This is a genomic window from Amycolatopsis sp. NPDC051373 (assembly GCF_040689465.1).
In the GTDB taxonomy this organism is placed as follows: domain Bacteria; phylum Actinomycetota; class Actinomycetes; order Mycobacteriales; family Pseudonocardiaceae; genus Amycolatopsis.
This window is the reverse complement of record NZ_JBFBAE010000017.1, coordinates 94,976-120,586: the sequence shown is the minus strand read 5'-3', so window position 1 is coordinate 120,586 and position 25,611 is coordinate 94,976. Positions and strand designations below refer to the sequence as shown.

20 protein-coding genes are annotated in these 25,611 nt (G+C 71.2%); 10 read left to right on the top strand and 10 right to left on the bottom strand.

Features of this window, described 5'->3' with window-relative positions:
- Positions 1 to 196: 196 nt before the first annotated feature.
- From AB0383_RS29690 to AB0383_RS29680, 3 genes are all read left to right on the top strand, one after another.
- A complete protein-coding gene (locus AB0383_RS29690; RefSeq protein ID WP_366189113.1) occupies positions 197 to 3,487 on the top strand; it encodes a BTAD domain-containing putative transcriptional regulator in 3,291 nt (1,096 codons plus the stop codon).
- A 140-nt stretch (positions 3,488 to 3,627) separates the two neighbouring features.
- Positions 3,628 to 7,335 (top strand): BTAD domain-containing putative transcriptional regulator, encoded by a 3,708-nt coding sequence (locus tag AB0383_RS29685; RefSeq protein ID WP_366189112.1) that lies wholly within the window; start codon positions 3,628 to 3,630, stop codon positions 7,333 to 7,335.
- Between the two features lie 420 nt (positions 7,336 to 7,755).
- On the top strand, positions 7,756 to 8,010 hold the full coding sequence (locus AB0383_RS29680) for a hypothetical protein (protein ID WP_364172308.1): 255 nt from the start codon (positions 7,756 to 7,758) through the stop codon (positions 8,008 to 8,010).
- On the opposite strand, the gene AB0383_RS29675 is transcribed toward AB0383_RS29680, so the two are convergent.
- Genes AB0383_RS29675 through AB0383_RS29655 form a run of 5 tightly spaced genes read right to left on the bottom strand, consistent with a single transcriptional unit; the run spans position 7,991 to position 12,980 of the window.
- Positions 7,991 to 9,367, bottom strand: a complete 1,377-nt coding sequence (locus tag AB0383_RS29675) for a GH1 family beta-glucosidase (protein WP_366189111.1) — start codon at positions 9,365 to 9,367, stop codon at positions 7,991 to 7,993. The two genes, AB0383_RS29680 and AB0383_RS29675, sit on opposite strands and share 20 nt — an antisense overlap.
- Positions 9,360 to 10,187 (bottom strand): carbohydrate ABC transporter permease, encoded by an 828-nt coding sequence (locus AB0383_RS29670; RefSeq protein WP_220244152.1) that lies wholly within the window; start codon positions 10,185 to 10,187, stop codon positions 9,360 to 9,362. The genes AB0383_RS29675 and AB0383_RS29670 overlap by 8 nt, the downstream gene beginning before the upstream one ends.
- Positions 10,184 to 11,092, bottom strand: coding sequence for a sugar ABC transporter permease (locus tag AB0383_RS29665; protein WP_366189110.1), 909 nt, complete (start codon positions 11,090 to 11,092; stop codon positions 10,184 to 10,186). The genes AB0383_RS29670 and AB0383_RS29665 overlap by 4 nt, the downstream gene beginning before the upstream one ends.
- 8 nt (positions 11,093 to 11,100) lie before the next feature.
- The gene (locus AB0383_RS29660) at positions 11,101 to 12,372 is read right to left on the bottom strand and encodes an extracellular solute-binding protein (protein WP_366189109.1); all 1,272 of its coding nucleotides are present in this window, start codon (positions 12,370 to 12,372) and stop codon (positions 11,101 to 11,103) included.
- 14 nt (positions 12,373 to 12,386) lie between these two features.
- Positions 12,387 to 12,980, bottom strand: coding sequence for a LuxR C-terminal-related transcriptional regulator (locus AB0383_RS29655; RefSeq protein WP_364172315.1), 594 nt, complete (start codon positions 12,978 to 12,980; stop codon positions 12,387 to 12,389).
- Positions 12,981 to 13,156: 176 nt separating this feature from the next.
- Between AB0383_RS29655 and AB0383_RS29650 the strand changes: the two genes are divergently transcribed.
- Complete coding sequence (locus AB0383_RS29650; RefSeq protein ID WP_364172317.1) at positions 13,157 to 14,347, top strand: glycoside hydrolase family 3 N-terminal domain-containing protein; 1,191 nt, start codon at positions 13,157 to 13,159, stop codon at positions 14,345 to 14,347.
- 58 nt (positions 14,348 to 14,405) lie between these two features.
- A complete protein-coding gene (locus tag AB0383_RS29645; RefSeq protein WP_364172318.1) occupies positions 14,406 to 15,278 on the top strand; it encodes an oxidoreductase in 873 nt (290 codons plus the stop codon).
- On the opposite strand, the gene AB0383_RS29640 is transcribed toward AB0383_RS29645, so the two are convergent.
- The 4 genes from AB0383_RS29640 to AB0383_RS29625 are packed head-to-tail and all read right to left on the bottom strand — an operon-like array spanning position 15,279 to position 20,716.
- Positions 15,279 to 16,172, bottom strand: a complete 894-nt coding sequence (locus AB0383_RS29640; protein ID WP_366189108.1) for a hypothetical protein — start codon at positions 16,170 to 16,172, stop codon at positions 15,279 to 15,281.
- Positions 16,172 to 18,676 (bottom strand): Hsp70 family protein, encoded by a 2,505-nt coding sequence (locus AB0383_RS29635; RefSeq protein WP_366189107.1) that lies wholly within the window; start codon positions 18,674 to 18,676, stop codon positions 16,172 to 16,174. Before AB0383_RS29635 ends, AB0383_RS29640 begins: the two co-directional genes overlap by 1 nt.
- On the bottom strand, positions 18,660 to 19,187 hold the full coding sequence (locus tag AB0383_RS29630) for a hypothetical protein (RefSeq protein WP_364172324.1): 528 nt from the start codon (positions 19,185 to 19,187) through the stop codon (positions 18,660 to 18,662). Before AB0383_RS29630 ends, AB0383_RS29635 begins: the two co-directional genes overlap by 17 nt.
- The gene (locus AB0383_RS29625) at positions 19,184 to 20,716 is read right to left on the bottom strand and encodes a hypothetical protein (RefSeq protein ID WP_366189106.1); all 1,533 of its coding nucleotides are present in this window, start codon (positions 20,714 to 20,716) and stop codon (positions 19,184 to 19,186) included. The genes AB0383_RS29630 and AB0383_RS29625 overlap by 4 nt, the downstream gene beginning before the upstream one ends.
- Positions 20,717 to 20,842: 126 nt before the next feature.
- On the opposite strand from AB0383_RS29625, the gene AB0383_RS29620 reads away from it, so the two are divergent.
- Complete coding sequence (locus AB0383_RS29620; protein ID WP_364172327.1) at positions 20,843 to 21,004, top strand: sigma factor-like helix-turn-helix DNA-binding protein; 162 nt, start codon at positions 20,843 to 20,845, stop codon at positions 21,002 to 21,004.
- The gene (locus AB0383_RS29615) at positions 20,994 to 21,302 is read left to right on the top strand and encodes a hypothetical protein (protein WP_364172329.1); all 309 of its coding nucleotides are present in this window, start codon (positions 20,994 to 20,996) and stop codon (positions 21,300 to 21,302) included. Before AB0383_RS29620 ends, AB0383_RS29615 begins: the two co-directional genes overlap by 11 nt.
- On the opposite strand, the gene AB0383_RS29610 is transcribed toward AB0383_RS29615, so the two are convergent.
- Positions 21,280 to 22,308, bottom strand: a complete 1,029-nt coding sequence (locus tag AB0383_RS29610) for a LacI family DNA-binding transcriptional regulator (RefSeq protein ID WP_364172330.1) — start codon at positions 22,306 to 22,308, stop codon at positions 21,280 to 21,282. The two genes, AB0383_RS29615 and AB0383_RS29610, sit on opposite strands and share 23 nt — an antisense overlap.
- A 171-nt stretch (positions 22,309 to 22,479) precedes the next feature.
- Between AB0383_RS29610 and AB0383_RS29605 the strand changes: the two genes are divergently transcribed.
- The 3 genes from AB0383_RS29605 to AB0383_RS29595 are packed head-to-tail and all read left to right on the top strand — an operon-like array spanning position 22,480 to position 25,609.
- Entirely contained in the window at positions 22,480 to 23,787 is a 1,308-nt protein-coding gene (locus AB0383_RS29605) for an ABC transporter substrate-binding protein (protein WP_366189105.1), read from the top strand.
- The gene (locus AB0383_RS29600) at positions 23,784 to 24,767 is read left to right on the top strand and encodes a sugar ABC transporter permease (protein WP_366189104.1); all 984 of its coding nucleotides are present in this window, start codon (positions 23,784 to 23,786) and stop codon (positions 24,765 to 24,767) included. Before AB0383_RS29605 ends, AB0383_RS29600 begins: the two co-directional genes overlap by 4 nt.
- Positions 24,764 to 25,609: a carbohydrate ABC transporter permease gene (locus AB0383_RS29595; RefSeq protein ID WP_366189103.1), complete on the top strand. Its 846-nt coding sequence runs from the start codon at positions 24,764 to 24,766 to the stop codon at positions 25,607 to 25,609. Before AB0383_RS29600 ends, AB0383_RS29595 begins: the two co-directional genes overlap by 4 nt.
- Positions 25,610 to 25,611: the final 2 nt, after the last annotated feature.

The window sequence follows — 25,611 nt, the reverse complement described above, 5'->3', positions numbered from 1 at the left end:
CGTTCCACCGGCGCCTCGGCAGCGGAGTTTCCCGGGTGTTCGCCGTTACGCCGAGTGGCCGTTACACCGCGCCCCGAGACTGACGGTCAGGGCGGCCGGCGAGACCCGGCCCCGGCCCGCTCCACCACCCGTTCGGGCGTAAGATCACCACTGGCATCCGGCGTGTGACGATCCGTCAACGCGTGAAGGGAGACCGATGTCGGCAGCGGACGGCGCGGCAGGCGGTATCACCGCGCCGAAGATCCGGCTGCTCGGCCCGGTCCGCGCCCGGCGCGGCGGCACAGAACTCGACAGCGCCGAGCTCGATCTCGGCTCCGCCCACCGCCGCACAGTTCTCGCGGTGCTGGCGATGTCGCCCAACCGCACCGTTTCCCGCGAAGAGCTGATCGACGCCGTGTGGGGCGACTCGCCCCCGGCCAGCGCGCAGGGCAGCATCTACACCTACATCTCCGGCCTGCGCCGCGCGCTCGAACCCGGCCGCGCGAAAGGCACCGGGCCGCAACTGCTCGCGTCCATCGGGTCGGGTTACTCGCTGTGCGTGGAGCCCGCAACCATCGACGTGCACCACTTCGAGGCCCTGCGTGACCAGGCTCAGCGCCACCTGTCGGCCGGCGAACGCGGCCCGGCGCTGGCGAAGCTCGACGAAGCGCTCGCGCTGTGGCACGGCGAGCCGCTGCAGAACCTGCCCGGCCCGTTCGCGGCGTCGCAGCGCACCCGGCTGGAGGAGCTGCGCCTCGCGACGGTCGAGCGTCGCGCGGAGGTCGTGCTTGACAACGGCGGACACCGGGAGCTGGTCGACGAACTGCTCGAGTCGGCGCGCGAACACCCGTTCCGCGAACCACTGCACGGGCTGCTCATGCGAGCGCTCGCGCTCGGTGACCGTCGCGCCGAAGCGCTGGCCGTCTACACGGACTTGCAGGACAAGCTGATCGAGGGCTTCGGCACCGAGCCGGGGCCGGCGCTGCGCGAGCTGTACGAGCGCCTGCTGGGCGGCGGTTCCGCGGTGGAGACCCCGGCGCCGGCGCCCCGGCCGGCGCCGACGCCCGCCCGCGTGCCGCGCTTCCCGTTGCCGGTACTGCCGCCGCGCGCGGAAGTCTTCTTCGACCGCGCGAGCGAGACTTTGCTGCTGCGCGAAACCGTCGCCGGTCTCGCCGGCGGGCTCGGCCGTTCGGTGTGGGTCGAGGGCGAACCCGGCATCGGCAAGACGGCGCTGCTCGCCGAAACCCTGTTCATGGCCCAGGACGCGGGCGTCAAACCGCTGTTCGCCTCCGCCGACGCGCTCGACCAGCGCTTCGCCCTGCGGCCGCTGCTCGACGCACTGGGTGTGCACCCGCGCGCGTCGGATCTGCGACGCGCGGAGCTCGCCGTCGCGCTCGCCGAGAACCCCGGCGCCGACCCGCTGGAGGGCATCCTGGGGCTCGTGCGCGAGCTGTGCGCGGACGAACCGCTCGCGCTCGTGGTCGACGACCTGCAGTGGGCCGACGACACGACGGTGCGCGTGTGGCGCTACCTGAGCCGCGAGACGCGGCGGCTGCCGCTGCTGCTCATCGGCGCGTGCCGCCCGGTCCCCCGTCCCGCCGAGCTGGACGGCCTGCGCGCGGAGCTGGCGGCCGACGGCACGGAGCTGCTCACGCTCGGGCCGCTGCCCGAAAGCGCGATCCGCGACCTCGCGGATGATCTCGCCGGCGCCCCGCCGGGCCAGGTGCTGCGCACGCTGATCTCGTTCGCGTCGGGAAACCCGCGCTACGCCAAGGAAATCGTGGAGACGCTGCTCTCCAACGCGATGATCATGCTCGACGGCGCGCAGGCGATCGTCGATGGCAACAGCTGCCGCACGATCCCGGCGCCGCTGGGTTCGCGCATCACGCTGTACCTGAGCTTCCTCTCCAGCGGCACGCGCGACGTCCTGCGCTGGGCGGCCTTGCTGGGCAAGGAGTTCTCGCTGTCGGACATCGCGATCGCCACCGAGCGGCAGGCGACCGCGCTCGTCGGCGCCGTGGAGGAGGCGCTCGCGGCAGGCGTGCTCACCGAGTCCGACGAGCTGCTCGCCTTCCGCCACCCGCTGCTGCGCCGCGTGCTCTACGAAAAGACGCCGGCCGCAATGCGCGTCGCGTTGCACCGCCAGCTCGCCGAGGCGTTCCAGGGCGCGGGTGCGTCGCCCGAGCGCGTGGCCGAGCAGCTGGCCGCCGCGCCCGTGCAGGTCGACCCGTGGGTCACGGGCTGGCTCACCGAGCACATCGGCACCGTCGCCACCGAGGCGCCGCGCATGGCCGTCGATCTGCTCAAGCACGTGGTCACCCAGGCCTCGTTGCCCGCCGACGCCCGCGAACCGCTCACGGCCACGCTCGCGCGGCTGCTGTTCTGGCTCGGCCGCGAACCGGAAGCCGAGGCGCGCTCGGTCGTCGCGCGGACCGAGGACAGCAGGCAGGCCGCGGAGATGCGCTGGATCCTCGCCTACATCTACTACCGCCGCGGCGAGTTCGCCGAAGCGTCCGAAGAGGTCCGGCGCACGCTCGCCGACAGAGGTGTCCCCGAGATGTGGCGCGGCCGGCACGAGACGTTGCGCGCGACGCTGGAACGGCTGGCCGTGGACGAAACGTCCGAACCGGACTTGTCGGAACTCGGTGTGCTCGACGGCCTCGACGACGCCGCCGAACCGCTGAGCACCGCGCGCCGGCTGGCCGCAACCCGCGCCGTGCCCGGCGAGATGCACCTCGCGGGCGCCGTGCACTACTACTGGCGCGGCCGCTGGCCCGAGGCGCTGGCCGAGCTCGACACGGTGATCAAGGGCGGCGCCGAGACGGCGTCGTACGTGTTGCGCAGCCCCGGTTCCGCACTGCTCGTGCACGGCGTCGGCGCGTTGATCGCGAGCCACCGCGACGAGCCGGAAGAAGCGAGCGCGCACCTCGACGCCGCTGCGCACCAGCACTGGCCGCAGGGCCTGGAGCCCAACGGCGGCGACTACCTGCTGGCCGCCGAGGCGCAGCTGTCCGAACTGGAGGGCAACCCGGAGGCGGCGCTCGCCGCGCTGACCCCGTTGCTGGACCAGGGTTATCCGCCTTCGGCGCGCCAGCAGTGGCTGCCGGACCTGGTGCGCCTGGCGATGCAGCTGGGCGAGACGCACTACGCGTACCAGGCGCTGCGGCTGATGGGTGACACCGACGGCTCCGACGTCCCACCCGCGCACACCGCCGCCGCGGCCCACTGCCGCGGCCTGGTCGCGGGTGATCCCGACGCGATCCTCGGCGCGGCCGCGCACTACGAGGCCGCCGGCCGGGTGCTGAAACACGCGCGCGCCACCGAGGACGCCGCGATCCTGCTGGCGGAACACGGCCGCCTCGACGAAGCCCGCTCGGCGTTCCGCGCGGCGCTCACCAGCTACACCACGCTCGGCGCGGCGTGGGACGTGCGCCGGGCCGAAACCCGGATGCACCCGCACGGCATCCGCCGCGCGAATCCCGTGCGCAGCCGCGCGGCGGGGGAATGATCCCGCTTTTGCCACCACAGCGCTCCGCTGAGCGGGACTGGCCGTTAGGCCCGGATGGAACTGGCCACTCGTACGATGCCGGGTGATCACCGGCTCCCGGTAAGCTCGTCGAGTCAGACCGGTACGTCGAATGGAACGGCATGCCAGGGGATGCGCACAGCGGGTTGCGGGTGGACGTGCTCGGCCCGTTGCGGGCCTGGCGGGGTCCGGCCGAGATCAAGCTCGGGCCAGCGCGCCAGCGTGCCATCTTCGCGATGCTCGCGGTCAACGCCGGCCGCTCCGTGCCGCGCGCGGAGCTCATCGCGGGGGTGTGGGGCGACTCGCCGCCCGCCAGTGTCGAGGGCAGCGTGCACACCTACGTCTCGGGGCTGCGGCGTGCGCTCGATCCCGAGCGCACGAAGTGGGCGGCCTCGGGCGTGCTCGTGTCCGATGCCGGAGGCTATTCACTCGCGCTGGAGCCCGAAGGCCTCGACGCGGCGGTGTTCGAACGTCACCGCGAGCAGGCGCAGCAGCACGCCGCCGCCGGTGATCACGACAAGGCCGCCGCGGAGTACGACGCCGCGCTCGCCCTCTGGCACGGCGAAGCGCTGTCCGGCGTGCCCGGCGAGTTCGCCGAGCGCCACCGCGAGCACCTGGCCGAGCTGCGGCTCGACACGCTGGAGCGCCGCGCCGCTGCCGTCCTGGAGCTCGGCGGCCACCAAGATCTGATCGCAGAGCTGACGGTGCTGGTCGGTGAGCACCCGCTACGGGAGGCGGTGCGCGAGCCGCTGATGCTCGCGCTCTACCGCAGCGGCCGGCACTCCGACGCGCTCGACGTGTTCCGCGACGCCCGCGCCACCCTGCGCGCGGAGCTCGGCGTGGAGCCCGGGCCGCGGCTGCGGGAGCTGCACCAGCGCGTGCTGGAGCAGGACCCCGCGCTGGACCTGCCCAAGGCGAAGGCACCGGAGCCCGCGGCCGGCCCGGAGCCGATTTCCGTGCTGCCACCGCGCGTCAGCCGGGCGCTGGACGACGGGGACGACAGCCCGTTGTACGGCCGCGAAGCCGAGTCGGCGCAGCTGAGCGAGCTGCTGGCCGAGGTCCGCGACGGGCGGGGCCGGGCCGTGTGGATCGAGGGCGAGCCGGGCATCGGGAAGTCGGAGCTGCTCACCCGCGTGTTCAGCCACGCCACCGGCGGCGGGCTGCAGCTCGCCTGGGTCGCGGCGGACGAGCTGAGCACCCGGTTCCCGCTGCAGGTGATGCTGGAGTGCCTCGCGATCGACGCCGCCTCACCGGATCCGCGACGCGCGCGTGTGGCGAAAGAGCTGGTGGGCGAGGGGCCGGCGCAACGCGCGTGGGGTTCGAGCGACCCGGTACTCGGAGCGGTCGACCGGCTGTTGTCCCTGGTGGACGAGCTGTGCGCCGACGTCCCGCTGGTGCTCGTGATCGACGACCTGCAGTGGGCCGACGAGTCGAGCGTGCTCGTGTGGCACCGCCTGTGCGCGGCGACGCGGCAGCTGCCGTTGCTGCTCGTGGCCGCGACCCGGCCGGCGCCCGATCGCGCGGAGCTCGCCCAGCTGCGGCGCGGCGTCGAGTCGCGCGACGGCGTGGTGCTGGACCTCGAACCGCTGGTGTCGGACGACGTCGTGCGGCTGATCGAAGGGCTGCTCGGCGCGGATCCCGGCCCCGGCCTGCGTGAGCTGGCCGCTCGTGCCGCGGGAAACCCGTTGTACGTCAAGGAAATGGTCGACGTCCTCGTGCGTGCGGGTGCGGTGGAGGTGGACAGCGGCTACGCCGACGTCGACGACCCCGCCGAGTTCGAGACGCCGCGCTCGCTCGTGGCGGCCGTCGACCGGCGGCTCGACTTCCTGCCGGCCGAGACGCAGGACGTGCTGCGCTGGGGTGCGCTGCTGGGCATGGAGTTCGCGGTGGGCGACATCGCGGCGGTGCTCGGCATCCGGCCGTCGGACCTGCTGGGGCCGTTGGAAGAAGCGGTGGCGGCCAACGTCCTCATCGACACGGGCACGCAGCTCGCGTTCCGGCACCCATTGCTGCGCCAGGCGCTCTACAACCGGCTGCTTTCGGGCACTCGCGCCGCCCTGCACCGGCAGGCCGCGGAGGCGCTGGCGCGGATCGGCGCGCCCGTGAAGCGGGTGGCGGAGCAGCTCGTGGCGGCTCCGTCCACTGTGGACCCATGGGTGCTGGACTGGCTCACGGAGAACCAGACGGCCGTGACCAACCGGGCGCCGCTGATCGCCGTGGAGCTGCTGGAGCGGGCGCTCACCGCGTGCTCGGCCTCCGACCCGCGGCGCGAGGCGCTGATCACCGCGTTGGCGAAGGTGCTCTTCCGGCTGGAGCGCAACCCGGAAACCCTTGCCGTGCAAGCGCTTGAGCTGTCGCAGGATCCGGAGAACGTCGCCGAGATGCGGCACCTGCTGGCCACACTGCGGTTCCGGCGCGGGGCGGTCGCGTTCGCCGTGCAGACGCTCGAAGAGGCCGAGGACGATCCGGCGCTGCCCGAGATCTGGCACGTGCGGCGCCGGCACCTGCTGGCGAACTTCCGCCGCGGTGGGCTCGACGACCTCGACGTCGCGGAGGCCAGCGCGCACCAGGCCCTCGCGGAGGCCGACGGCGACCCGTACCTGTCGGCGCACGCTTTGCAGACGTTGTGGCTGGTGGATTCCGTGCGCCGCCACCACGAAAGCGCGCTGGCGCACATCGACGAGGCCGTCGACGCTGTCGGCGACGAACACGAGCTGGCCGACCTGCACCTGGATCTCCTGGACAACCGCGTGTTCACGCTGCAGAACCTCGACCGGCTCGGCGAGGCGGACCGCACGCTGCAGGCGGCGGGCGAGATCGCGCAGCGGCATTCGATGCCGATCGGCTTGCAGGTGTCGGTGGCGGTCCACCGGTACTGGGAAGGGCGCTGGGACGAGGCGCTGGTCGAGCTCGACACCGTGACGGAAGACGGACCGGCGATCACCTTCTACGGCCTGCGTGAGCCCGGCGCGGCGGCGTTGCTGCTGCACGGAGTGGCGTCGCTGATCGCCGCCCGGCGCGGCGAGCGCGGGCAGGCCGCGGCGCATCTGGACGCGGCCGAGGAGTACGCGCCGGCGACCGGTGCCGAGCGGGAGAGTTTCGACTTCCTGCTGGTGGCCAACTCGGTGGTCGCGTGGCAGCGCGGGGAAATCAAGGAAGCGCTGGCCGTCCTCGAGCCGATCCTCAACCCGACGTACGCCCAGATGATGTTGCGACACCAGTGGCTGCCGATGTTCGTCGGCTTGGCATTGGAGGCCGGCGACCAGGCGCTCGCGTTGCGCGGGTTGGCGGTGTGCGAGGAAGAGGCCGCCAAGGAACGCGAGCCGGCCCGGGCCCACGCGGCGATGGACTGGTGCCGCGGCCTGATCGACGGCGACCCGGCACCGGTGCTGCGGACCGTGGAGCACTTCCGCTCGGTCGGCCGCCGCCCGGAGCTGGCCGGGGCGCTGGAGGACGCGGCGGTGCTGCTCGCCCGGTCCGAGGACCTGCCCGCGGCCCACGCGGCGCTGGACGAGGCCGCGGAGCTGTACGCGTCGCTGTCGGCCCGCTGGGACTTGCAGCGGGCGGAGAAGCGCCTGCGCGAACTCGGCGTCCGCCGCGGTGGGCGGCTCGTGGCCGCCGCCCGGCCGGGGCGTGGGTGGGATTCGCTGTCGCCGCTGGAGGTCCGGATCGCGACGCTCGTGGCGGAGGGCCGGTCGAACCCGGACATCGCGACGGAGCTGGCTTTGCCGCGACGAACGGTGCAGGCGCATGTGGCGCGATTGCTGGGGAAGCTGGAGTCGCCGTCGCGGTCCGGTGTCGCGAATGCTGTGGCGCGGCGGATCGGCTGAGGGTCGACGAAAGTCGGGGATCCGGGTGGACTGTCGGGTGAAGCGCCGCAGGTGACCCGGCCACCAGGGTAGGCGGCATGAGAAAAACCTTGGTGCTCCTGGTAAGCCTGCTCGCGATGGCCGCGACGGTTGCTCCCGCCCGGGCGGAGATGGTGGTCCGGTTGCCGGAACCCGGCGGGCCCCGCGCGATCGGCGAGCGCGACGTGCGGTTGGTCGCCCCCGCGCGCGGCGGGCGCGAGCTGATGATCAGTGTCTGGTATCCCGCCGCCCCTGGGCCGAGCCCAGGGCGCGCTACCTGCCGGCCGTGGCGGCCGGCTACTTCGACCAGGGCGCGGCGCCGGCGTTGGGTATCGAGGCCGGCACTGTGGAGTGGAAGAGGATCGCCGCGCACGCCCGGGCCGGCGCAGCGCCGTGGGGGCGGTGGACGGAACCCCACGCAACCACCACACGGCGCCGGCGTGGAAGCTGTTGTGGGACAACACCACCGGCCCCAAGCCGGACGCCACCCTGCCCGACGCCGTGCACTACAGCTTCACCGACGTCCAGGCCATCCTCCCGCAGGTGCCCGCCGATCCTCGGACGCGGTGGCTCAGGATCGGCACGATCGATCCCCGAACCAGCATTGCAGTTCAGCGAAGGGCGCTGGCGTCGTTCCTCAGGACGGCAATCGGTTGAGCTTCGCAACCTCGCCCAGGAAGCGGCCCGAGTCCTTGATCGTGCGGACCTGCGTGTCGAAGTCCACGTGGATCACGCCGAAGCGCTGGGTGTAGCCCATGCCCCACTCGAAGTTGTCCAGAAGGGACCACGCCAGGAAGCCGCGGACGTCGGCGCCCTGGGCCATGGCGTCGTGGACGGCGCGGATGTGGGTGTCGAGGTAGGCGACGCGGGCGGGGTCGTGGACGCGGCCGTCGACGACGGTGTCCTCGAAGGAGGCGCCGTTCTCGGCGACGACCAGGGGCAGGCCGCCGGTGTGGGAGTTCAGCCACACCAGCAGATCGGTGAGCGACGACGGCGTCTGCTCCCAGCCGAACGACGTCAGCGGGCCGCGGGCGGGCAGGACGTCCATGCCTCGTAGGCCGGGCAGCGGGCAGTTGCTCGTGGCGAGCGGGTCGTCCAGCGGTGCGACGCGGGCGGGGGCGTAGTAATTCACGCCGAGCCAGTCGATCGCGGCGGCGATGAGGTCGGTGTCACCGTCCTGAATGGACGCCGCGAACCGGCCGCCGTGGTGTTCGACGTCGGCCATCACGTCGGCCGGGTAGCCGCGGCCGAGGACGGGGTCGAGGAAAAAGCGGTTGTGGATGCCGTCGAACTTGCGCACGGCTTCGCGGTGGGCATCGGTATCACCGTCGGCCAGCGCGGGCGCGAAGTTCAACGCGACCGAGAAGTCCTGCCCGGGACGGGCCTGTTCCGTCAACGCCCGCATCGCCAGGCCGTGGCCCAGCAGCAGGTGGTGCGCGGCGACCAACGCCGTGTCGTAGTCCTGGATGCCCGGCGCGTGGACGCCGCTGCCGTAGCCGAGGAACGCGGCGCAGAACGGCTCGTTGATGGTCGTCCACTGGGGCACGCGGTCGCCGAGGGCGTCGTGGACCACGGCGGCGTAGTCGGCGAACCGGTAGGCCGTGTCCCGCGAAGGCCAGCCGCCCGCGTCCTCGATGGCCTGCGGGAGGTCCCAGTGGTACAGCGTGAGCACCGGCAGGATGTCGCGGCTCAGCAGCTCGTCGACGAGTCGGTCGTAGAACGCGAGGCCCTCGGCGTTGCGGGTGCGGCCGTCGGGCATCACGCGTGGCCACGCCACCGAGAACCGATAAACGGGCAGGCCCAGCTCGGACAACAACGCGGCGTCCGTGCCATACCGGTGGTAGTGGTCGCACGCGACCGCACCGGTGTCGCCGTTGAGAACCTTGCCCGGTGTCGCACTGTAGGTGTCCCAGATGGACGGTCCGCGACCGCCCTCGGTCACCCCGCCTTCGATCTGGTACGACGCGGTCGCCGCGCCCCACCAGAAGCCGGACGGGAACTCGAGCTCAGCCATGGACAGCACCTTTCAGGATTCCCCGCACGATGTAACGCCCCAGAACCAGGAACAGCGCGATCACCGGCAGCACGCCGAGCGTCGCGCCCGTGAGCATCAGCGCGTAGTCGGTGTAGTAGCCGCTGGCCAGCTGCGAGAGCACCACCTGCACGGTCGGCGTCTCGTTGGGGTCGAGAACCACCAGCGGCCAGAAGTAGTCGTTCCACGTGGCCATGAACGTGAGCATCGCCAGCACCGCGGCCTGCGGCCGGATCGCGGGCAGGGCCACGTGCCAGAACGTGCGCACCACCGACGCACCGTCCACAGTGGCCGCGTCCACGAGCTCGCTGGCCACCGCGCCCTCGCACGCCTGGCGCATCCAGAACACACTGAACGCGCTCACCAGCGCCGGTACGATCACCGCCTCCAGCTTCCCGTACCAGCCGAAGTCGCCGACCACGAGGTACAGCGGGATCACGCCGAGCTGCGCCGGCACCATCGCCGAGCCGACCACGAACAGGAAAAGACTGTTGCGGCCAGGGAACCTCAGTCGCGCGAACGCGAACCCGGCCAGGCTCGCGAGGACCACATTGGACACCATCACCGTCACGGCCACGATCAGCGAGTTGCCGATCGCCAGCCAGAAGTCGACGGTGTCGAACACGCGCCGGATGTTCTCGAACAGGTGCCCGCCCGGCAGCAGCAGCGGTGAGGTCTCCCCGATCGCCGAGTTGTCGCGGGTGGAGATCACGAACGACCAGTACAGCGGGAACAGCGAAGCACCGACCACACCGACGAGCACCACGTACACCCACGCGCCCGCGCGCCGCCGCGGCATCACGGCGCGCTCACGAACCGGCGCACCAGCCGGTAGTTGAAGAACGCGAACAGCACGCAGAACACGAACATCACCCACGACAGCGCCGACGCGTAGCCCGCGTCGAACTTGCCGAAACCCTTTTCGTACAGGTACATCGTGAGCGTCTGGAACTGCCGGTCGTTACCGCCCGTGCCGCTGGAGCCCGTCGCGTCGAACAGCTGCGGCTCGGCGAACAACTGCAGCCCGTTTACGGTGCCCGCCACGGCCGTGAACGCGATGGTCGGCCGGATGCCCGGCACCGTCACCGACCAGAACGACCGCCAGCGCGAAGCGCCGTCGAGCGCCGCCGCCTCGTACAGGTCCTGCGGCACGGCCTGCATCGCCGCCAGGTAGATCAGCGAGTTGTAGCCGGTCCAGCGCCACATCACCATCGTCGCGATGGCCAGGTGCGAGGACCACTTGCGCGCCTGGAACGAGATCGGGTCGATCCCGAACCAGCCGAGCACCTCGTTGACCACGCCGTAATCGCGGCTGTAGAGCTGCGCGAACACAAGCCCCACGGCCACGACCGACACCACGTTGGGCAGCAGCACGCCGGTGCGCCACCACGTCGCCGCGCGCAGCGGCCGGTTCAGCAGCGCCGCGATCCCGAGCGCCAGGAAGAACTCGGGGATCGCGGCGAGCAGGAAGATGCTCGTGGTGTTGAACAGCGCGTTGTAGAAGCGGCCGTCGGTGAACAGCTCGGCGTAGTTCGCGAGCCCGAACCCGCCCTGGTCACCGGCGAGCAGGTCCCAGTCGTGCAGGGACACCCAGGCCGTGTAGACGAGCGGGAACGCCCCGAACACCACGAACACCGCGAAGAACGGGGCGATGAAGAGGAACGGCGTGACCTTGCGGTCCCAACGCGCCGACAGGGGGCCGCGCATGCGGGGCCTTACTTGATCGCCTCGCGGCCGAGCTTCACGGCGTCCGCCCAGGCCGCGTCGACCTTTTCGGACCCGTCCTCGATCCGCCCGAGCGCCCGGCCGAACTCCGGCCGGACGTCGGCGTCGTACAGGCCGCGGTAGTTGGGACGAAGGGTATCGGCGGACGCGGCGTAGATCTGGCCGATCGGCGCGCCGGAGAAGTACGGGTCGGTGTGGGCCACGACCTGCGGGTCCTTGTAGACGCCCGGCTCGCTCGGCAGGATGCCGTCGGAGAGGAAGATCTTCTTCTCCTGCTCGGGCGCCGTGAGCCACTTCGCGAGGTCGTAGGCCTCCTTGGGGTGCTCGCTCTGCTTCGGGATCGAGAGGAACGAGCCGCCCTGGTTGCCGCTGGCGCCCGGGACGGTCGTGACGTCCCACTTGCCGGTGTTGCCGTCGCCGCCGGCTTCCTTGATCTGCGTGAGCATCCAGGCCGGGCACGCGATGGTGGCGAAACTGCCCTGCTTGATCGCGACGTTCCAGGCCTGCGTGTAGGTGGTCGCGCCGGCCGTCTGGCCCTTCTGCGCGAGGGTGCCGGCGAGCATGAAGGCGTTGCGCACGGCGGGGTTCTTGTCCGCGATGTAGGAATCGTCGCGCGAGGAGAAGTAGTTCTCCGGCGACTGGTTCAGCATCGCCGTGTAAACGGTTCCAGCCGAGTCGGCGAACTTCACCTTCGGCAGCTTGTCGGTGAAGCGCTGTGACAGCTGGGCGTACGCGTCCCAGGTCGGCATGAGCGCGGCGACGGCCTTGCGGTCGGTCGGCAGGCCGGCCTGCTGGAAGAGATCGCGGCGGTAGCACATGGCGAGGCTGCCCATGTCGGTGCCGAGGCCGAGCACGTCGCCGTCCTTGGTCCCCTGGGCCCACTTCCACGCCGCCCACTGGTTCTGCAGCTGGTCGGCGCCGTAGTCCGCGAGGTTCACGAACTTGTCCTTCACCCCGAGGTACTTGGGGATCTGCTGCTCCTCGATGGCGACGATGTCGGCCGCGCCGTGGCCGGCCGCGAGCTGCGTGGCGAGGGTCTTGAAGTGCGTGTCGAAGTCGGTGACCCGGCTCTGGATCTCGATGTTCGGATGATCCTTCTCGTACTGGGCGAAGAGCGGGCCGTAACCGAACTCACCGAAGGTGGCCACAGTCAGCTTGATCTTCCCGCCTTCGGCGGCGGAGCCGCCGCTGCAAGCGGTTACCAGCAGGAGGAGCGCGGTCGTCAGGACGGCGACGGCCGGGCGCCGGGTCAGCTTTCGCACGGGGTGAGCTTCCCTCAGATAACACCTGCGCGCAGGGCGTAGGCGACGGCATGCGGTCGGTTGCGCAGCTTCAGCCTATTGGTCATCCCGTAGATGACGTTCTTCACGGTCCGTTCCGAGTAACAGAGCTTCCCGGCGATCTCCGCGGTGTCCCAGCCCTCGGCCATCAGCCGCAACACGTCGACCTCGCGAGGCGACAGCGCGGCACCGCCCGCGGTGTGCTGCAGGCTCTCGGCCTGGCCCAGCAGATCGCGCAGCGAGGTCTCCCGGCCCGACGCGGCGGCGGTGATGCTGCGCACGAGCGCCTCGCCCGCGATGGCCTCGCGCGGCAGCACGGCCACGACGTGGCACGCGGCCAGCTCCGGCAGCTCGTCGGCGTCGACGTACCCGGCGACGAGGACGATCGCGGCCGGCGTCTCCGAGGCGGCCGCGCGCAGGGCGGCCTTCAGCTCCGGCGTCACGCGGCCGGCGGCGAACACGAGCACCGCCGCTTCCCCGCGCCGCGGGCCGGGCAGCACCTGCACCTCGGGTCGCGCCTGCAAGTGGTCGATGAGCCCCGCGAGCGCGATGGGATCCGAAGCCCACGCCGCCACCCTGACCTGATCCATCGCTGCTACCTCCCTGAAGAAACACTCATCCCGTGTCTGCCAGTCTGGAGACAGCGGCTTCACGAATTCTCTAGCCGCGATGAAGTCATTCTTCACGACGTGAAGTTGGGCTCCCACCAGGGGTTCCGCTAGCGTCGCGTCGACACCGGGAACAAACATGTAAGGAATTCATGAAGATGCCCGCACGGAAGCGGCTACCTGCGGCGATCGGCGGCGCCGTGCTGGTCGCCGGCGCCCTCGCCGGATGTGCTTCCGCCCACACGGTTTCCGGTACCGCGCTGACGGAACCGGGTGCTCAGCCGAGCACGAGCGCCGCGCCGACGGTGTCTTCGGAGCCGGCGCAGCCACCGTCTTCACGGCCGGCTTCACCGTCTTCATGCGACTCACTGATCGCTTCACTCGACGTACGCACGCGGGTGGCGCAGCTGGTCGTCCCGGGTGTCGACGCCGCCGATCCGGCGGCGGTGACAAAACTTGTCCAGCAGCAGCAGATCGGCGGGTTCTTCGTGGGAGGAAATAAAACCACGCTGTTGCAGAACCACGCGCTCGACGCCGTGCAGAAGGTCGCGAAGATCCCCGTGTCCGTTTCCGTCGACGAAGAGGGCGGGCGCGTGCAGCGCATCGACGACCTCGACGGCTCGATGCCGAGCGCGCGCGAGCTGGCCGCCACGAAGACGCCCGCCGAAGTCCGCGCGCTGGGCGTGCAGCGGGGCAAGCAGCTGCACGCGCGCGGGATCACCGTCGACTACGCGCCCGACGCCGACGTGAGCGACGAACCGGACGACGCGGTGATCGGAGACCGTTCGTACAGCTCGGATCCCGCCAAGGTGCGCCAGTACGCGATGGCGTTCGCCGAGGGCCTGCGCCAGAGCGGCGTGACGCCGGTGCTCAAGCACTTCCCCGGCCACGGCCACGGATCCGGCGACTCGCACAAGGGTACGGTCACCACGCCGCCGCTCGACCAGCTGCGCAAGGTGGACCTCAAGCCGTACGAGAACATCGCCGACTACGGCGCCGTGGAAGTGATGGTGGGCCACCTCGACGTGCCGGGTCTCACCGGCGGCGTGCCCGCGTCCATCTCCCCCGCCGCCTACCAGCTGCTGCGCGGCGACTACCACTTCACCGGCCCGATCATCACCGACGACCTCGGCGGCATGAAGGCGATCACCGACCAGTACCCGCTGCCCGACGCCGTACTGAAGGCGCTTCAGGCCGGTGCGGACGAGGCGTTGTTCTCCTCGGGCAACGGCGACGTCGGCGCGGTGCTCGACCGGCTGGTGAAGGCGGTGTCGAGCGGCGAGCTGCCCGCCGATCGCGTGGCGGCGTCGGTGAAGCGGGTGCTGAAGTCGAAGCACGCATGCACCTGATCGCAGTCCACTCCGGACTACGCTGGCGGCCGGATCACCGTCCCGGGAGGAGCACCACATGACGACGGACGCCACGGCGGCCGGCACCCTGCAGCTCGGCGAGCTGACCGTGAACCGGATGGGCTTCGGCGCGATGCGCCTGGCCGGCCCGGGGGTCTGGGGGCCGCCGCAGGACCTCGCCGAGGCGTCGGCGGTGCTGCGCGAGGCGCTGGCGCTGGGCATCACGCACATCGACACGTCGGACTACTACGGCCCGCACACCGTCAACGAGCTGATCCGGACCAATCTCGCGCCTTACCCGGACGAGCTGGTGCTGGTGACAAAGGTGGGCGCGCGCCGCAGCGCCGACCGCGGCTGGCCGCCCGCGCTCAAGCGCGACGAGCTGATCTCCGCCGTCCACGACAACCTGCGCAACCTGGCCGTCGAAGCGCTCGACGTCGTGAACCTGCGCCTGGGCGACGAAACGGGCGGCTACCCCGTCGACGTGTCGATCGTGGAACCGTTTTCAGTGCTGGCCGAGCTGCGGGACCAGGGCCTGATCCGTCACCTCGGCGTGAGCCACGTGACGGGCGCGCAGCTCGACGTCGCGCGCGAGATCGCGCCGGTGGTGTGCGTGCAGAACGCCTACAACCTCGCGCACCGCGAGAACGACGACCTCGTGGACAAGTGCGCCGCGCTCGGCATCGCGTTCGTCCCGTACTTCCCGTTGGGCGGGTTCAGCCCGCTGCAGTCCGCGGCGCTCGACGCTTGTGCCGCGCGGCTCGGCGCGAAGCCGATGCAGGTCGCGTTGGCGTGGCTGCTGCAGCGCTCGCCCGCGATCGCCGTGATCCCGGGCACGTCGTCGATGGCGCATCTGCGGGAGAACGTCGCGGCCGCCGCGCTCGAGCTGCCGGCCGACGTCGTGGCCGAGCTCGACGCGATCGGCGTCTGACTACGCCGGGGTCACCTCCAGCGTCACCGTCCGGTTCGCGGCCGCGTCCGTGCCCTCGTGCACGGGCGTGGCCTGGTCGGCACTGGTGATCGCGAACGTCGTGAGCGGCAGGCCGCTCGCCGTCGCCAGCACACGGGCCGCCGAAGCCGCGCGGGCCAGTGCGGTCGACGAGCCGCCCGTGGCCGGGCCACCGGACACGGCGACGCCGTGGCCGATCACGGTGACCCGCACGTCCTGTCCCTTGAGGACGGCGCCCCACCGCTCCAGTTCGCGACGGCCGTCGGCGCTGGGGCTGATCGCGTTGGGGCCGAAGAGCCCGCGGTCGAAGGTGATGGTGACGGCCGAGCCGGTCGTGACCTGCACGCCGTCGCCACCGAGGTGCGACGCCAGCGCGGTGAGCTTCTGCTGACGGCTCTGCTCCGCCTCGGCCGCTTTCGACTGCGACGCGTGCAACCGGTCCAGCTCGGCCTGCACGGCGGGGCTGGTCGTCGCGGGCGGTGCGGCCGTCGGCGCGGGTTCCGGGGAAGACCACGGCAGCGTCGCCACGATCACCGCCATTCCGGCCACGACGACCACCGCCGCGCCGGCGACCGCGAGCCGACGGCCGACCGGACGCTTGCGCAGCCGCCCCGAACGGATCTTCGCGATCAGCCGCCGTCCCGCCAGCGCCGGCTCGGACTCCGGCGCCAGCTCCAGCACGCGGGCCCACGCGGCGTCGGCCTGCTCCAGATCACCGGCCTGGGCGTGGACGCGGGCCAGCAGATCCAAGCGCGCCACGTCGTCGGTGGCGGCGCGCTGCAACATCTCGGCGGCGGCCGCGTACTCGCCGAGGCGGGCCAGGTCGGCCGCCTCCGCGATCGTCAGCTCCTCGGAAAGCCCGCTGAACACGCTCATCACGAACGCTCCTGTCGCAGGATGCCGTCGAAACCGGCGCCACCCGGATCGGGTGGCAGCAGGGCCCGCAACCGGCGGTTGACGTCCGTCAGCGCCGCCCAGTTGCTCGTATTGACGGCGTACTCGCCTTCGCGGATGAGCTCACGGGCGCGGGCGGGGTCGGTCATCCGGTTGCGCGCCGCGCGCAGGGCGTTGAAGATCTCCTCGTCGAGCGAGCCGTCGCGCCGCAGCAGCACCACCTGCAGGTCCGTGGCGCGGTCGGAGAGGCGTTCGGCGGCCGCGGCGTCGCGGCTGTCGCGCACGGTCTCGTAGCGGCGTTCGATGTCGGCCAGCTCGGTGCGGTCCTCCTCGGAGCCGACGCGCTCGACGAGCTCCCGGCAGTGCGCGATCTGGTCGCGCAGCCGGGCCATCACGTCGGGGATGCGCAGTTCCTCCTCGATGTCGTCCAGCTCGGCCTGCACCTCCCGCATCCGCTGCTCGGCCGCGACCGCCGCGCCCTCGTCGGTCGCGCTCGAGGTGACTTCCTCGCGCACCGCCGCGACCGTGCCCCGCTCGTCGAGCCGCGTCAGCAGGCCGCGAGCGCGATCCGAGCGCGCCGTCTCGGCCTCGGACCGCAGCTGTTCGTGGCGGGCCTCCAGCTCGTTGAGCTGACGGCGCAGCGCCGGCGCCTCGGGGACCGCGGTCTTGTTGAGCTCGACGGCGGCCTCGAACTCCGCGTCGAGCAACGGCACGAAAGCGGTGACCGAGACCAGGCGCGACTCGTCCATCTCGAAGGTCACCTGGATCTCGCTGCCGCGCGGCAGGTCGCGGCGCACGTCCTGAGCCTTGATCTCGATCAGCCCGACCTGCTTGTTGCGCTCGCCGCGCCGGAACTCTCCTTCGGCGATGGGGATGCGGATCACCGAACCGGCCTCCGCGCGGTGCACGCTCGCGGTCGAGAAGAAGACCTGCGTGGTTTCCGCCGGCAGCGGCCGGTTCTTCATCAGCATCGGGGTGAACGTGCCGTCGGCCTCGGTCAGGCCGACGCTGTTGACCACGGTCTGGCCCTGCATCTCGTTCGCCCAGTGGGTGATCGTGAACCCCGGCGGGTTCACCGGCACCCGCGCCCCCACCGGGTCGATCAGCTCGACCTCGAACCGGTTGGAGACCAGCTCCTTGAGCAGCACGTCGAGGGTGAACGTGCCTTCGGGAGACAGCGTGATCTCCGCGCTGCGGTACTGCGGCTGCCGCTGCGAATCGCTCAGGACCACGCGGAAGCGGCTCCAGTCGGCGCCACCCGACGTCTCGAACCGGCCCGAGACCGGGACGGACAGCAGGCTCGTGGTCTTCGGGTAGGACAGGGTCGCGGAGAACTCACCACGCTTCGGCACGACCTTCGCACGCGGCAACGCCACCGTGCCGGCGTAGATCGCGGCGCCACGCGCGACGACCGTGCTCGGGTCCTGGCTGTGGTCGAGCTCGATGCCGAGACCGTCGGCCGGATCCGCGAGCAGCTCGCGCAGCCCGGGGGCCAGGGTCGGGCCGCCGACGAGCAGCAGCCGGTCGATGTCCGAGGGCCGCAGGTTCGCCTTCGCCAGCGCTTCGCGGCACAGGTGCACCGCGCGCAGGTAGAACGGCGACGCGAGCCGGTCGACGTCCTCGCGCCGCAGGGTGTACTCGAACAGCTCGAGCGCGCCGTCGCCGAGGTCCAGCTCCGCCATGATCTGCGCCTGGTCGGTCGAGGACAGCGCGATCTTGGCCGACTCCGCGGCCGCGCGCAGGAACGCGAAGTTGCGGATCCAGCACGGGTTCTCGATGGTGAAGTCGGCCAGCTTGAACGCTTTCGCGGCGGCCGGCGCGAGCAGGCTGCTCACGATGGCCGCGTCGATGTTCTTGCCGCCGAGGCCGAGGTCGCCCGCGTGGTGGAGCACCGACAGCTCGCCGTCGACTGTGCTGACCACCGCCGAGTCGAACGTCCCGCCCCCGAAGTCGAACACCATCCAGTAGGCGCCGCGGCTCTCGTTCTGGAAGCCGTAGGCGAACGCGGCCGCCGTCGGCTCCTGCACCAGCGGGCACGGGACCGTGAAGCCGGCGAGCTTCGCCGCTTCGCTCGTCGCCTCGGTCTGGTTGAGCGCGAAGGCGGCGGGCACGGTGATGACCGCGGCCGCGGGCGGTTCGCCGAACCGGCGGGCGGCGTCGCCGCGCAGCGACTTGAGCACCTCGGCCGACAGCTCGACCGGCGTCATCGACACGCCGGCGCGCGCGAAGGTGCGCCGGGCGTCGGCGAAGCCCATGGCCTGCTTGAACTCGATCTGGACGTTGTCCGAGTCGCGTTCCCGGCGGCTCTTCGCCGCCGCGCCGACCTGGATCAGGCCAGGCTTGGGCATCCACACGGCCGAGGGCGTGTAGTCGCCCTGCACGTTGTTCTTGACCACCGAGACCTGGCCGCCGTCCAGCACGGCGAGCGCGCTGTTCGTCGTGCCGAGGTCGATGCCGAAATCAATGGTGTCACGGGTGTCCCGCATCAGCTTCCTCCGCCGTAGTGCCGGGGGCGACCGGGCACCCCACGATGACCTGCCCCATCTGGATCCGCCGCCCCGCCAGGTAGACCGAAGGCCGCACCGTCTCCACCACGCGCTCCGACGTGAGGCCCGGTTCGTCCTGGAACACCAGCGGTTCCAGCGCGAGCCCCGAGTCGAACGGGTCCCCGTCGTGGTCCTGGATCAGCACGCCCGCCGCGTCGAGGGCCTCCTGGCTCGCCGACAGGTACCGGCCCGCCTGCTTCGCCACACGGTCGTGCACTCCGGTGAGCTTCTTGCGCGCCCGCCACAACGCCGTCGCCGCGACGGCCAGGTCCGATTCGGACAGCCGGGGCCCCGCCGGTTCAGCGGCAGAACCCTTCGTGGCCGTGAGCAGGGCCGAGACCTGGTCAGCGAGCTCTCGCAGCCGAGCCCGCTCTTCCGCTCCCCACAAGGGTTCCTCGATGCGGAACTCCCGGTGGTGCCGGCGCTGGCGCCGGTCTTCGGTGTTCGTCACACCCTTGTCCTCTCCGTGCGCACGCGTACGGTCCCCACCACGAGCAGCAGCACCGCGGTCACCACCGTGATCCACGCGGGGATCGGCGTGCCGGTCGAATCCACCAGCCACAGCACCAGCCCCGCCACCGCATCGGTCACGAGCAGGCCCGGCAGCCGCCCGCGGCCGGCCGACGCGTCCGTGGCCAGCCCGAGAGCCCCGACCAGGCCGGGCACGCCGATCAGGAACACCGGCAGCAACGGCGAGGTCAGCAGCGTCGCGAGCAGGGTGACGCCGAAGGCCACGTGGAGCAGCGCCAGGAACACCCGTGCCGCGGAGACGTAGCGTCGTGGAGGTCCGCCGTCCTGCAGCTGTCGCATTTGGACCATCATCCGGCGAGCCTGCTCACGGTCCTCGGAGCGTGGCGCGACCTCGATGATCGTGTTCAGCACGAGGGTCGCGTCGCTGTAGCGGCCGCGCTTGATGTAGCCGGTCACGGTGTTCCACAGGTGCCCGACGTCGACGGGGGCGCTGACCCGGCCGGCGCCGAGAGCGCCCTGCCGGTTGCGCTTGACGGTGGCGAGCGTGTCCGGGTCCGTGCTGTATCGCGTCGCGAGGGCGAAGACGTCCTTCGTCAGCGCGTGGTGCGCGCCGGCGGAATCGGCGAGCGCGACGCCGATGTTGTTCAGCGAGACCGCCGCCAGTTCGGTGACGCTCGCCGTGCGCCGGAAGTCCTTGCGCGGCACCAGGTCTTCGAGCCGGTCGAGCGGCGCGGGGAGTTCCGCGAGCGCGCGCTCGGCCGCCGTGCGCGCCTTGCCCTGGTCCAGCAGCGTGCGCAGCTCCTTCAGCAGGCTCTCCACGCGCTGGTAGGTGGGTTCGGCGGCTTCGCTGCGAGCGTCGGCCACGGTGTGCTTGTCGCCGCCGAAGAGCGGCAGGTACCGCACGAGCCGGTGGGGTTCGCTCGACTCGGCCGTGAGCGCCACGAGCGGGGCGACGAGCGCGCCCGGCAGAGCGCCGCGAATACCATCCACTGTGGACTCGTCGAGCCGCCGGTCGCCGAGACTCTCCACGCGGTGGGCGAGGTGCCCCCAGAAGGCCTCGCTGCTGAGCGTGACGGCCCAGCTGCGCGCGGCCTCGTCCCACAGCGGCGCCGGGTGGTCCTCGGTGTGCTCGGTTTCGGCCTCGAGCGCGGCCGAGTGCGCCGCGACGGCGAGGTCGTGCTTGTCGTGCAACTGCGGCGGGCACCCGCAGTCCTCGGGAGTGCCCCAGGTCCAGAACAGCTCGTCGACGAACCGGTGCTCGGTGTTGCCGAGCGCGTCGAACGCCGCGCGGATCTCCTCCGGCGTCGAGTCGGCCGGCACCCCGGTCGGCCGCGCGCCGCCGACGTCGAGCACGCCGAGCACCCGCAGCCGCTGCTCGCGCACGGTCCGCCGCGACGCCGTCGCGTTGAGCCCCGTGATCCGGAACGGGTTGCGCCGGTACAGCTGCGGCGTCGCGATCGCCCGCAACCGCCCGGCCGCGGCCCGCCCGCGGCTCTCGTTCGCACCCATGGCGCAGAAGTTAGGCCGAGGTCGCCGGGAGGGGTCCCGATCGTCCTCTTGCTGCCACGTCGTGGACGTGACCCAGGTCACCGGAAGCCGGTGGAGCCTGCCGACACCCAACGCGTGATACCCCGCATGAGCACCAGAAAGATCCGGGCCGATCGTCGTCGCCAGGGACGCGGCGAGGCCGAGATCGCGCGCACGCTCGGCGTGCCACCCGGCACCGTGAAGTCGACGGCCCACCGCGCCCTGGCCACCCTCCGACGCCGGATGAAGGACGGCCCGCATGAACGCTGACCTGCGCGATCAGCCGGAACGTCCCGGCCGTTCCCAGCTGGAGGACGCCGCCACCTTGCGCGGGCGGGCACCGTGCCCGACACCCCGTGGCGCCCGAGCGCGGCTCCGGCCACGAGGCCTCGGCCGCACGGGGGCCGTGCTCGTCGCGGCCGCGTCGGCGGCTCACAACCTCGACGGCTCGCCCGTTACCGCGTACATGCCGAAAGGCACGAACGGTGTCCAGCTCGTCGTGCGCTTCGACGCGGACCGCACCTACCTCGTCGGCCTGACGGACTTCAGCTCGACTCGCGGACGGTGAGCGACACCGGCAGGATTTGCTGACGCGGCTGGGGTTCCTTCCCGTCGAGCAGGTTCATCAGCGTCTCCACCATCGCGTGCACCTGCTCGCGCGGGTCCTGGTGCACGGAGGTCAGCGGCGGGGTCATCTCGGGCGCCAGCGTGGCGTTGTCGTCGAAGCTGACCACGGCGACCTCGTCCGGAATGGACCGTCCTGCCGACGAAAGCGTGCGCAGGGCACCGACGGCCATCATGTCGCTGGCCACGAACACGGCGTCGAGGTCGGGCACGCGGTCGAGCAACGAAGCCATGGCGCGGGCGCCGCCGGCGAGGGTGAAGTCGGCTTCCTCCGCGAGGTCCGCCGGGTCGAGGCCGGCGTCGACGAGGGTTTTGCGCCAGCCCGCGAGGCGGTCGACGGGTGCGCCCTGGTCCTGGGGCCCGGCGATGGTCGCGATGCGGCGGCGGCCGGCCGACACCAGGTGCTGCACGGCGAGGCGCGCGCCGCCCTCGTTGTCGAAGTCGACCACGTGCACGCCGCGGCGCAGGTCGGCCGCCTGACCACCGAAGACGACGGGCACGCGAAGCAGCCGCAACGCCCGGGGCAGCGGATCGGCGCGGTGCGGCGCGAACACGAGCACCCCGTCGACGTGGCCGCCTTCGAGGAAGCGCACCGTGCGTGTGAGGTCTTCGCGGGTGTCGCTGAAGATCAGCACCATCTGGCAGCCGACGTCGGCCAGCTCGCGGTAGCCGGCGCGCATCACGGCCGTGCGGTACGGGTCGTCGAGCAGCCGCGCCTCGGGTTCCGACAGCACCACGGCGATCGCGCCCGTCCGCCGCGTGACCAGCGACCGCGCGGCCTGGTTCGGCGAGTAGCCGAGATCGCGCGCCGCCGCGAGCACCTTTTCGCGCGACCGCGCGCTGACGTAGGTGTCGTCGTTCAACGCCCGCGAAGCGGTGGAGCGCGACACACCGGCGAACGCCGCGACGTCTTCCAGCGTCGGGCGCTCGTCCTCGGACCGAGGCGCCACTGCACCACCCCTCCACTCGTGATCGCCGGACAGCTTAGCCGCACGATTCAGGGAGCGCTCCCGGAAGGGCACGCTCCGATAACCACTCTTGACATGGAACTCCAGCGGACCCACACTCGTCAACCGTCTGGGAGCGCTCCCAGAAACTGAACCTTCAAGGGGTTGACGACGGTGACAACGTTCCGGAAGGGCCTGGCACTCACGCTGGGCATCACGATGACGGCGCTCGCCGTGGCGGCGTGCGGTGGCGGCGGTGGCAGCAGCAGCGACATCCCGGCGGCGGCCGGGCCGGACGAGCACGTGGAGCTCACGCTGGCCACGTTCACGGAGTTCGGCTACGAAGCGCTGATCCCGGAGTACGAGCGGCTGCACCCGAACATCAAGATCACCCACCGCAAGACGGGCCAGGGCGGCCCGTACGCGCAGGACATGATGACCAAGCTCGCGGCGGGCTCGGGCCTCGCCGACGTGCAGGCCGTGGAGGAAGGCCACCTCTCCGACATCCTCAGCAAGTCGTCGAAGTTCTACGACCTCACCCAGATCGGCCCGGCCGACGCGAGCCCGGACCGCTGGCTGTCGTGGAAGTACGACGCCGGCAAGGACAAGAACGGCAAGCTCATCGGCTACGGCACGGACATCGGGCCCGACGCGATGTGCTACCGCAAGGACCTGCTCCAGCAGGCCGGCCTGCCGACGGACGACGCGTCCGTGAAGACCATGTTCGCCACCTGGGACAGCTACTTCGCGGCGGGTGCGCAGTACGCGCAGAAGACCGGCAAGGCGTGGTTCGACTCGGCCGCGCAGAACTTCAACGCGATGGTCAACCAGCTGCCCGTCGGTTACCTCGACAAGGACGACAAGCTCACTGTCGAGTCCACCCAGGGCATCAAGGACGCGTGGGCGAAGGTGACCGACGCCGTCGGGAAGGGCGAGTCGGCGAAGCTCACCGCGTTCAGCAACGAGTGGAACTCCGGCTTCCGCCAGAGCGCGTTCGCCACGAAGGTCTGTCCCGCGTGGATGCTCGGCGTGGTCAAGGAGCAGGCCGGGCCGGAAAACGCCGGCAAGTGGGCGGTCACCGACGCGTTCCCCGGTGGCGGCGGCAACTGGGGCGGCTCGTACCTGGCCGTGCCGACGCAGAGCAAGCACCCGCGTGAGGCCGCGGCGCTGGCCGCATGGCTGACGGCGCCGGAGCAGCAGCTCAAGGCCTTCCAGGCGAAGGGCACGTTCCCGAGCCAGGTCAAGGCACTGGAGAGCCCCGAGCTGTTGAACCAGACCGACGCGTACTTCGGCGGCGCGAAGATCGGCGAGCTGTTCGTGGCGCAGGCCAAGAAGGTCGCGAAGCCGCAGTACAAGGGCCCGAACGACGGCCAGATCCAGGAGAACGTCACGGCTCCCGCGCTCCAGGCCGTGGAGCAGGGCAAGTCGCCGGCCGACGGCTGGCAGCAGCTCGTGGACGGCGCGAAGAAGCTCGCGCGGTGACGACCACCGTCACGCGCGAGGGCACGCAGGCCGGGGTGCGGCGACCCGCACCCCGGCCGGGGCTGCGCGACCGGCTGTCCAGGTGGGACGTGAAGGCGTCGCCTTACCTTTACGTGGCACCGTTCTTCATCGTCTTCGGCATCGTGGGGCTGTTCCCGCTGCTCTACACCGCGTACGTTTCGCTGTTCCACTGGGACGCCGGCGACGACAACCCCGACTTCATCGGCCTCGACAACTTCAAGGAGCTCTTCGCCGACGTGCAGTTCTGGCACTCGCTGGAGAACACCGTGAGCATCTTCCTGCTCTCCAGCGCGCCGCAGCTGATCATCGCCGTGCTCCTGGCCGCGTTGCTGTCGACTCGGCTGCGCGGCGCGACCGGCTGGCGCGTCGGGATCCTGCTGCCGTACGCGGCGAGCCTGGTGGCGCTCGGGATCATCTTCGCCAACCTGTTCGGCCCCAAGTACGGCCTCGTGAACGGTCTCCTGCAGACCTTCGGACTGTCCCCTGTGGACTGGCAGGCCAACCGGTTCGCGAGCCACGTGGCCATCGCCATCATGGTCAACTGGCGCTGGACCGGCTACAACGCGCTGATCGTGCTGGCCGCGATGCAGGCCATCCCGAAGGAGCTGCACGAGGCGGCGCTGATCGACGGCGCCGGCACCGTACGGGGGTTCCGGCACGTCACGCTGCCGCTGCTGAAGCCGACACTGATCTTCGTCACCATCACCTCGACGATCGGCGGGCTGCAGATCTTCACCGAGCCCAAGCTGTTCGACGCCATGCCCGGCTCGAACAACGGCGGCTCCACCCACCAGTTCCAGACGGTGACGCTGTACCTGTACCAGACGGCGTTCGAGAACTTCGACCTCGGCTACGCGTCGGCGATCGCCTGGGTGCTGTTCCTGATCATCGTGCTCATCGCGGGCCTGAACTACCTGCTCACCGGCCGGATCGCGCGTACCCCTCGGAGGGGCAAATGACCACGCTGACCACGCGGGTGAGCCGGCTGGGCAAACCGCGCAAGGCCACCTACTGGGTGCTGGCCGTGTTCGTGCTCGGCTCGCTGTTCCCGTTCTACTGGTCGTTCCTCGTCGCCAGCCGCGACAACGGGATGCTCACCGAACGCGTGCCACCGCTGCTGCCGGGCGGGAACTTCTTCGCCAACGCGGCGCGGGTGTTCGACACCGTGCCGTTCTGGAAGGCGCTGGCCAACAGCGCGATCGTGTCCGGCACGGTCACGCTCACCACGGTGCTGTTCTCCTCGCTCGCCGGGTTCGCCTTCGCCAAGCTGCGCTTCCGCGGCCGCAACGCGTTGTTCGTGTTCATCGTGGTGACGCTCGCGGTGCCCACGCAGCTGGGCATCATCCCGCTGTTCATCGCGATGTCGAAGCTCGGCTGGGCCGGCGGGTTGGAGGCGGTGATCGTGCCGAACCTGGTGACCGCGTTCGGCGTCTTCTGGATGCGGCAGTACACAGTGGACGCCGTGCCGTACGAGCTCATCGAGGCCGCGCGCGTGGACGGCTGCAGCATGATCCGGATCTTCTGGAACGTGTGCCTCCCGGCCGTGCGCCCGGCGGCGGCGATCCTCGCGATGTTCACGTTCATGATGTCCTGGAACGACTTCCTGTGGCCACTGGTCGTGCTCGACGTCGGCAACCCGACCGTGCAGGTGGCGCTGGAGAAGCTGCAGAGCGGCTACTACGTGGACTACTCGCTCGTGCTCGCCGGCACCACGCTCGCGACGATCCCGATCCTCATCGTCTTTCTCCTGCTCGGCCGCCAGATCGTGGCCGGGATCATGCAAGGTGCCGTGAAAGGGTGACC